General features: G+C 67.6%; 7 protein-coding genes. 3 read left to right on the plus strand and 4 right to left on the minus strand.

The window, feature by feature from the left end; all coding sequences use genetic code 11:
- Positions 1-984, plus strand: a 984-nt coding sequence (locus Q1V87_RS14120) for a PLP-dependent transferase (protein ID WP_300594188.1), incomplete at its 5' end; no start/stop codon positions are given.
- A 143-nt stretch (positions 985-1,127) separates the two neighbouring features.
- A complete protein-coding gene (locus Q1V87_RS14125) occupies positions 1,128-2,333 on the plus strand; it encodes a homoserine O-acetyltransferase (RefSeq protein ID WP_300594191.1) in 1,206 nt (401 codons plus the stop codon).
- An 18-nt stretch (positions 2,334-2,351) separates the two neighbouring features.
- Here Q1V87_RS14125 and Q1V87_RS14130 read toward each other — a convergent pair whose 3' ends face one another.
- Genes Q1V87_RS14130 through Q1V87_RS14140 form a run of 3 tightly spaced genes read right to left on the minus strand, consistent with a single transcriptional unit; the run spans position 2,352 to position 4,845 of the window.
- Complete coding sequence (locus Q1V87_RS14130; RefSeq protein WP_300594194.1) at positions 2,352-2,660, minus strand: thiamine-binding protein; 309 nt, start codon at positions 2,658-2,660, stop codon at positions 2,352-2,354.
- Entirely contained in the window at positions 2,657-3,937 is a 1,281-nt protein-coding gene (locus Q1V87_RS14135) for a hypothetical protein (RefSeq protein WP_300594196.1), read from the minus strand. Before Q1V87_RS14135 ends, Q1V87_RS14130 begins: the two co-directional genes overlap by 4 nt.
- A 56-nt stretch (positions 3,938-3,993) precedes the next feature.
- On the minus strand, positions 3,994-4,845 hold the full coding sequence (locus Q1V87_RS14140) for an ADP/ATP-dependent (S)-NAD(P)H-hydrate dehydratase (protein WP_300594198.1): 852 nt from the start codon (positions 4,843-4,845) through the stop codon (positions 3,994-3,996).
- Between the two features lie 27 nt (positions 4,846-4,872).
- Between Q1V87_RS14140 and Q1V87_RS14145 the strand changes: the two genes are divergently transcribed.
- Positions 4,873-5,949 carry an NADH:flavin oxidoreductase/NADH oxidase gene (locus Q1V87_RS14145; RefSeq protein WP_300594201.1) on the plus strand — a complete coding sequence of 359 codons (1,077 nt, stop codon included), beginning with the start codon at positions 4,873-4,875 and terminating at the stop codon, positions 5,947-5,949.
- Between the two features lie 9 nt (positions 5,950-5,958).
- Here Q1V87_RS14145 and Q1V87_RS14150 read toward each other — a convergent pair.
- Positions 5,959-6,531: CBS domain-containing protein (locus tag Q1V87_RS14150; protein WP_300594204.1), on the minus strand; the 573-nt coding region annotated here is incomplete at its 5' end.

A 6,531-nucleotide genomic window follows, 5' to 3' on the forward strand; every position in this document is an offset into this window, starting at 1 on the left:
GGCGGCACCTACAACCTCTTCAAGTACACGCTCGCCAAGCTCGGCATCGAGACGACGTTCGTCGAGAACCAGGACGACCCCGAGGAATGGCGTCGCGCCGTCCGCCCCAACACCAAGCTCTTCTTCGCCGAGACCATCGGCAACCCGAAGATCAACGTGCTCGACATCCGTTCGGTCTCGGCCGTCGCACACGAGAACGGCGTGCCGCTGATCGTCGACAACACGATCGCCACCCCGTTCCTCATCCGTCCCCTTGAGCATGGCGCCGACATCGTCATCCACTCGGCGACGAAGTTCCTCGGCGGTCACGGCACCACCATCGGCGGCATCATCGTCGACGGCGGAAAGTTCGCCTGGTCGCAGAACGTCGAGAAGTTCCCCGGTCTGACCGAGCCGGACCCCTCCTACCACGGCGCGTCCTACACGACCGCGGTCGGCGACGGCATCGCCTACATCATCAAGGCGCGCGTGCAACTGCTGCGCGACCTGGGTTCGTCCATCTCCCCGATCAGCGCCTGGCTGCTGCTGCAGGGCATCGAGACGCTCTCGCTGCGTATTGAGCGTCACGTGCAGAACGCGCAGGAGATCGCCGAGTGGCTCGAGAGCCAAGATGACGTGGCGAGCGTGAACTACTCGGGTCTTCCCACCTCGCCCTGGTACGCGGCGGCCAACACCTACGCACCCAAGGGCGTCGGCGCGGTCCTGTCGTTCGAGCTCAAGGGCGGTGTCGACGCCGGTCGCGCGTTCGTCGACTCGCTCGAGCTGTTCAGCCACCTGGCCAACATCGGTGACGTGCGCTCGCTCGTGATCCACCCGGCATCCACGACCCACTCGCAGCTCACGCCCGAGCAGCAGCTCACGGCGGGCGTTACGCCGGGCCTCGTTCGCCTCTCGGTCGGTCTCGAGAACATCGAGGACCTGAAGGCTGACCTCGCCCAGGCCCTCGCAGCGGCCCGCAGCGTCGGAGCCGCAGCTAACGCCTGACCTGCATCTCGCACCCGAAGGGTCGCAACACGCCGCACGGATCCCCGATCCAGCGGCAAGTTGCGACCCTTCGGCGTTCGAGTCTGGACGCGGGAAACGTCACATTGCGACGGATGCCGGGGCGGACCCGCGAGAATAGGCGAATGGACTGGCAGACCTCGGAAGACACGGTGCCCTCATCGCCCGTGACCGAGGCCGACGCGCGCCTACTGCTGGGCAGGCCCCCGGCGACAGGCGCCTGGCGTGATGGCGACCCCGCCGGCGACCGCCGCTTCGCCGCGTTCGGCGCGTTCCGGACGGAGGGCGGCGCCGAGCTTCCCGCCTACCGCCTCGCATTCGAGACGTGGGGCGAACTCTCCCCCACGCGGGACAACGCGATCCTTATTCTCCACGCGCTGACCGGCGACTCGCACGTGCGCGGACCAGCAGGCCCGGGGCATCCCACCGACGGCTGGTGGGACGGGATCGTCGGGCCCGGAAGCGCCATCGACACGAACCGGTGGTTCGTCGTGGCTCCGAACATGCTGGGCGGATGCCAGGGCTCGACCGGACCTGCGACGATCGCCCCCGACGGGTACGAATGGGCGGCTCGCTTCCCGTACCTCACGATCCGCGACCAGGTCCACGCGCAACGGCAGCTCGCCGACGCTCTCGGCATCGACGTGTGGGCAGCTGTCATCGGCGGATCGATGGGTGGGATGCATGCGCTCGAGTGGGCGATCGAGTACCCCGACCGGCTCGAGCGGGTCGCTGTACTGTCTGCTCCCCCGGCGAACACCGCCGACCAGATAGCCCTCAATTCGGTGCAGCTCGAGGCAATCCGGGTCGACCCACGCTTCCAGGGCGGCGAGTACTACGATGCGGCCGACGGCGACGGACCGCATCGCGGGCTCGCTCTTGCACGGCGCATGGCCCTGCTCAACTACCGTTCCCCCACCGAGCTCAACCAGCGTTTCCAGCGCTCCTGGCAGTCAGAGGTCAGCCCTCTGGGCGACGGTGGCCGGTTCGCGGTCGAGTCGTACCTCGATTTCCACGGCAACCGCTTTACGCGCCGCTTCGATGCGAACACCTACATCACGCTCGTGGAGGCGATGAACTCCCACGACGTCGGCCGCGATCGCGGGGGCATCGAAGATGCCCTGTCTCGCGTGAGCGCCACCGCGCTCGTCGTCGGCATCGACAGTGACAGGCTCTTCCCCATCGAGGGACAACATCGCATCGCCCGCGGCATCCGCACCACTCTCGACGGCGATCAGGCAGCGGTCATCTCGAGCGACTTCGGCCACGACGGCTTCCTCATCGAGACGCCGACAGTGAGCACCCATCTTCGCCGGCTCCTGGAGAGCTGATCGCGGAGTCCGGCGGTGTCAGTCCTCGTTACTGAGGGCCTGCTCGAGGCGCTCAAGCTTTCCGTCGAGTTCGCCGGTATAGCCCGGGCGGATGTCGGCCTTGAGCACGAGCGAGACCCGTGAACCGTACGCGCCGACGGCCTCGGTGGCAGCCTTCACGACCGCGAACACTTCGTCCCACTCCCCCTCGATCTCGGTGAACATCGACGACGTACGATTCGGCAGTCCCGACTCCCGAACGATCCGCACGGCCGCTGCGACGGCGTCGTGGACGGATCCGTCGGCGTTACCGGTACCGCTAGGGGCGACGGAGAAGGCAACGATCATGAGGCAGACCTTTCGCTGACGGATACCGGGCGTCTGCGCGGCGCCCGGGTCGAGGCAGACCCGCCCTCGCGGGCAACGCGCACCAGATGGATGACCGACCACGCGAACATCACCACGAGAGCGAGATTTCGCGCGGTGAGCAGGGCGACAACCCCCGGGGCGGGGTGGTCTGTCATGAGGAAGTTGTAGTAGATCGGGTAGACGATCTGCGTCAGAAGCCCAGCTGCCACCGCGACGGCGGCGGGCCGCATCCAGGTCGCACGGTCGACCACAAGCCCGTAGACCAGAGGCGCCACGATCCAGGTCATGTACTGGGGCGAGCCAACCTTGTTGACGACGATGAAGGCGAGGACCAGGGCGAACGCCAGCGCCGGATACAGCCGCACGATGTGCGCTCCACGGCGCACTCCCCACAGCCCGAGCAGCAGCAACGCCAGCACGGATGCCGCCAGCAGCGGCGTCATGAGGGCGATCACGGCGTCGACACCGGGGCCGGTGACCTGGAACGTGAGCAGGTCGCTGGAGTAGTACACCCGGGACCCGAAGACGTCGAACGCCGAGAACCACATGTACACGGCGGACACGGGAGCTTCGATCTGCAGGCCCCTGCCGGTCTGGTCGCTGATGAAGCCGAACAGATACCGTCCACCGCCGAGCGCGACCACCACCGCGATGGTGGCTGCCGATACGACGACGGCACCGCCGACGATGGCAAGGCGACGTCGCACCGCGACAACGGCTGCCGCCAGAAGTGCGGCTGGCCACACCTTGATCCAGGTGCCGACGGCAAGCAATGCTGATCCGAGCCACGGCCGGCGTACGAGCCACAGGCATCCCATGATCGCGAGCGGAACCGCGATCCCTTCGAGGCGATACATTCCGACGGGCCCGAGCGCAACCAGGAAGGTGAGCCAGAACGCGGCGGCGATCGTCCGCCCGCGAGATCGCGCGTCACCGAGCAGCACGGCAAATGCGACGGCGTCCACGAGTGTCACGAGAATCGCCCAGGCCGGCGTGTACGACACCGCGGCTTCGAACAACCAGGCCGCGAGCATGGGAACGAGCGCCAGAGCCGGATAGACCCACGGCTCGGTGATCCCGACGATCTGCCGTCCCGACGTCCCGCAGTAATCCATGATGCCGAGTGCGCAGCCCGACCAGGGCTCGTAGACCAGGTACACATCGCCCATCGGTGCGTTCGGGAGCTGGTAGCCCGCTACTGCAACGAATCCGTGTACGAGGGCGAACGCCACCCACATCCAACCCCGCCGTCCCACGCAACCATCCTACGGAAGCGGTGAGGTCCACCCCGCCAGCCCGCCGGTCGCGCAGATCACGATTCGATGAGCATTGGCGTCGTCTCGGGGCCCCCGAGAAGGCGGCCCACGACGAGCGGGAGATGCTCGGCGACATCCAGCGCCGTGATCGGTCCGCCGGCTACGGCCTCCGACGCGGTCTGGGCGGCCTGGCCATGGAGCCATGCAGCAGTCGCAGCACACGCGGCAAGCGAAACTGTCGCGCGTCGCGCAGCCGCCCCGGCTGTGACAGCCCCGAGGATCCCTGCCAGGACGTCCCCGGTCCCGGCAGTTGCGAGCCACGACGTCGGAGCTTCGATCTCGCACTCCCAGCCCTCCGGGGACGCGACCACGGTGGTGGCGCCTTTCAGGAGGACCACGGCGTCCAGCGCCGCCGCGGTCTCGGCTGCACCCGCCGCGCTGCGGGCACCGTCCGGGTCGAGTCCGAGCGCAGCGCGGAGCTTGGCATGCTCGCCGGCGTGCGGTGTGATGACTAACGGAGCTGTAGCAGATGCCGCCAGATCGATTGCGCCGGCATCGACGACGACAGGATCGGGCCCGTCGAGAACGTGGCGCAACATGCGCGTCTCGGCATCCGTCCGATCTTCGGAGCTCGTACCCGAACCGATGACCCACGCCTGGACGCGGCCGCCAGCTGTGACGGTCTCGGGACGCCGCGCCAGTACGAGCCGTGTGGGTCGAGCCGGGCCAAGGTAGCGCACCATGCCGATGCCCGTGCGCCAGGCACCTTCGACACCGAGCACAGCGGCACCGGGGAACTGCCGCGACCCGGTCCGCAAGCCGACGACGCCGCGGGAATACTTGTCGTCGTGAGCGGTTGGTCTTCCCAGGACGCGGCGCGCGTCATCCGCCGCCCATGACCGCAACATGCGAGCAACCCTACCTCTGGAGAATCGATGAGTCTGCTGTTCACCCCCGTCGAGCTCGGTTCGCTGCGGGCCCGCAACCGCCTGTGGGTCGCCCCCATGTGTCAGTACAGCTCGGTAAACGGGATGCCGAACACGTGGCATCTCACCCACCTCAGCTCGTTCGCGACCGGCGGCGCGGGTCTGGTCATGACCGAGGCGACCGCGGTCAGCCCCGAGGGCCGGATCAGCCCTGAGGACACGGGAATCTGGAACGACCGCCAGCGCGATGCCTGGGCACCGATCGCTGCTGAGATCCGTGCTCGCGGCGCTCTTGCCGCAATCCAGCTCGCGCACGCGGGTCGGAAGGCGTCGACGTGGTCCCCGCTGAAAGCAGGTCGCGGGACTGTGCCGGCAGCCGACGGCGGGTGGCAGCCGCTCGCGCCTTCACCGATCGCCTACGAGGGCTACGCTGTCCCCGAGGAGATGGATGACGCCGCAATCGCGAAGGTCGTCGAGGACTTCGCGGCAGCCGCCCGCCGCAGCGTCGAAGCCGGCTTCGATGTGCTGGAGGTTCATGCCGCGCACGGCTACCTGCTCCACGAGTTCCTCTCGCCGCTGTCGAATCAGCGAACAGACTCCTACGGCGGTTCGCTCGAAAACCGAGCCCGACTGCTCCTCGAGGTGATCGGCGCCGTCCGGGCTGCCGCGCCGACCACCCCCGTGATGGTGCGATTCTCGGCTACAGACTGGGCTGAGGGCGGCTGGGATGTCGCGGAGACCGCGACGGTAGCCGCCTGGACGGCTGAGCACGGCGCCGTGTTCATCGATATCTCCAGCGGCGGTCTCGTCGCGCACCAGCGGGTCATCGCGGGTCCGGGCTACCAAGTGCCGTTCGCCCGTGAAGTGCGAGAGCGAGCGGGAGTTCCCGTGAGCGCGGTGGGGATGATCACCGCGGGCACACAGGCCGAGGAGGTTCTCGCGTCAGGCGCCGCGGATGCCGTCATGGCAGCGCGCGAGTGGCTGCGCGATCCTCACTTCGCCCTGCGCGCTGCGGCAGAGCTCGGCGTCGATATCGACTACTGGCCCGCGCAGTACGAGCGTGCCCGCCCCACGCGGATCGTGTGAGCGCGGACCCTACCGTTCGATTCGCCAGCCTCGACGGGTGGCATCCTGTACCTCACCGACGAGTTCTTCGATGACATCCTCGAGAAAAAGAACACCGGTGATGGTGCCGCTCGCGTCGCGTACCTGAGCCAGGTGTCGTCCCTGCTCCCGCATGAGAGCAAGAGCATCCTCGAGGTCGGTGTTCTCCGTCACGGGCACCATGTGGTGGATGCGAGCGGGGTCGATCGGCCGCACGACGTCAGTCGCGGCGTCCTCTCCCTCGGCAGCTCGCAGGATGTCTTTGAGGTGGACGTAGCCGAGCGGAATACCCGCAGGGTCCACGATGACGTATCGCGAGAATCCGTTCTTGGCGACGGCACGCTCGATCTGCTTGGGCGTCGTGTTCTGCGGCAGTGTCAGCAGATCAGCGAGCGGAACAGCGATATCGCGGGCCTTCTTCTCCGTGAACTCGACGACTGCCGCTACCGTGCCCGCGGTGTCCTCGAGCACGCCCTCCATTCGCGACTGCGCCACGATCGTCGCGACCTCTTCGAGCGTGTAGGTCGAGGTCGCTTCATTCTTGGGCTCGACCCGGAACAACCG

The organism is Microbacterium sp. (assembly GCF_030149085.1).
Classification (GTDB): Bacteria; Actinomycetota; Actinomycetes; order Actinomycetales; family Microbacteriaceae; genus Microbacterium.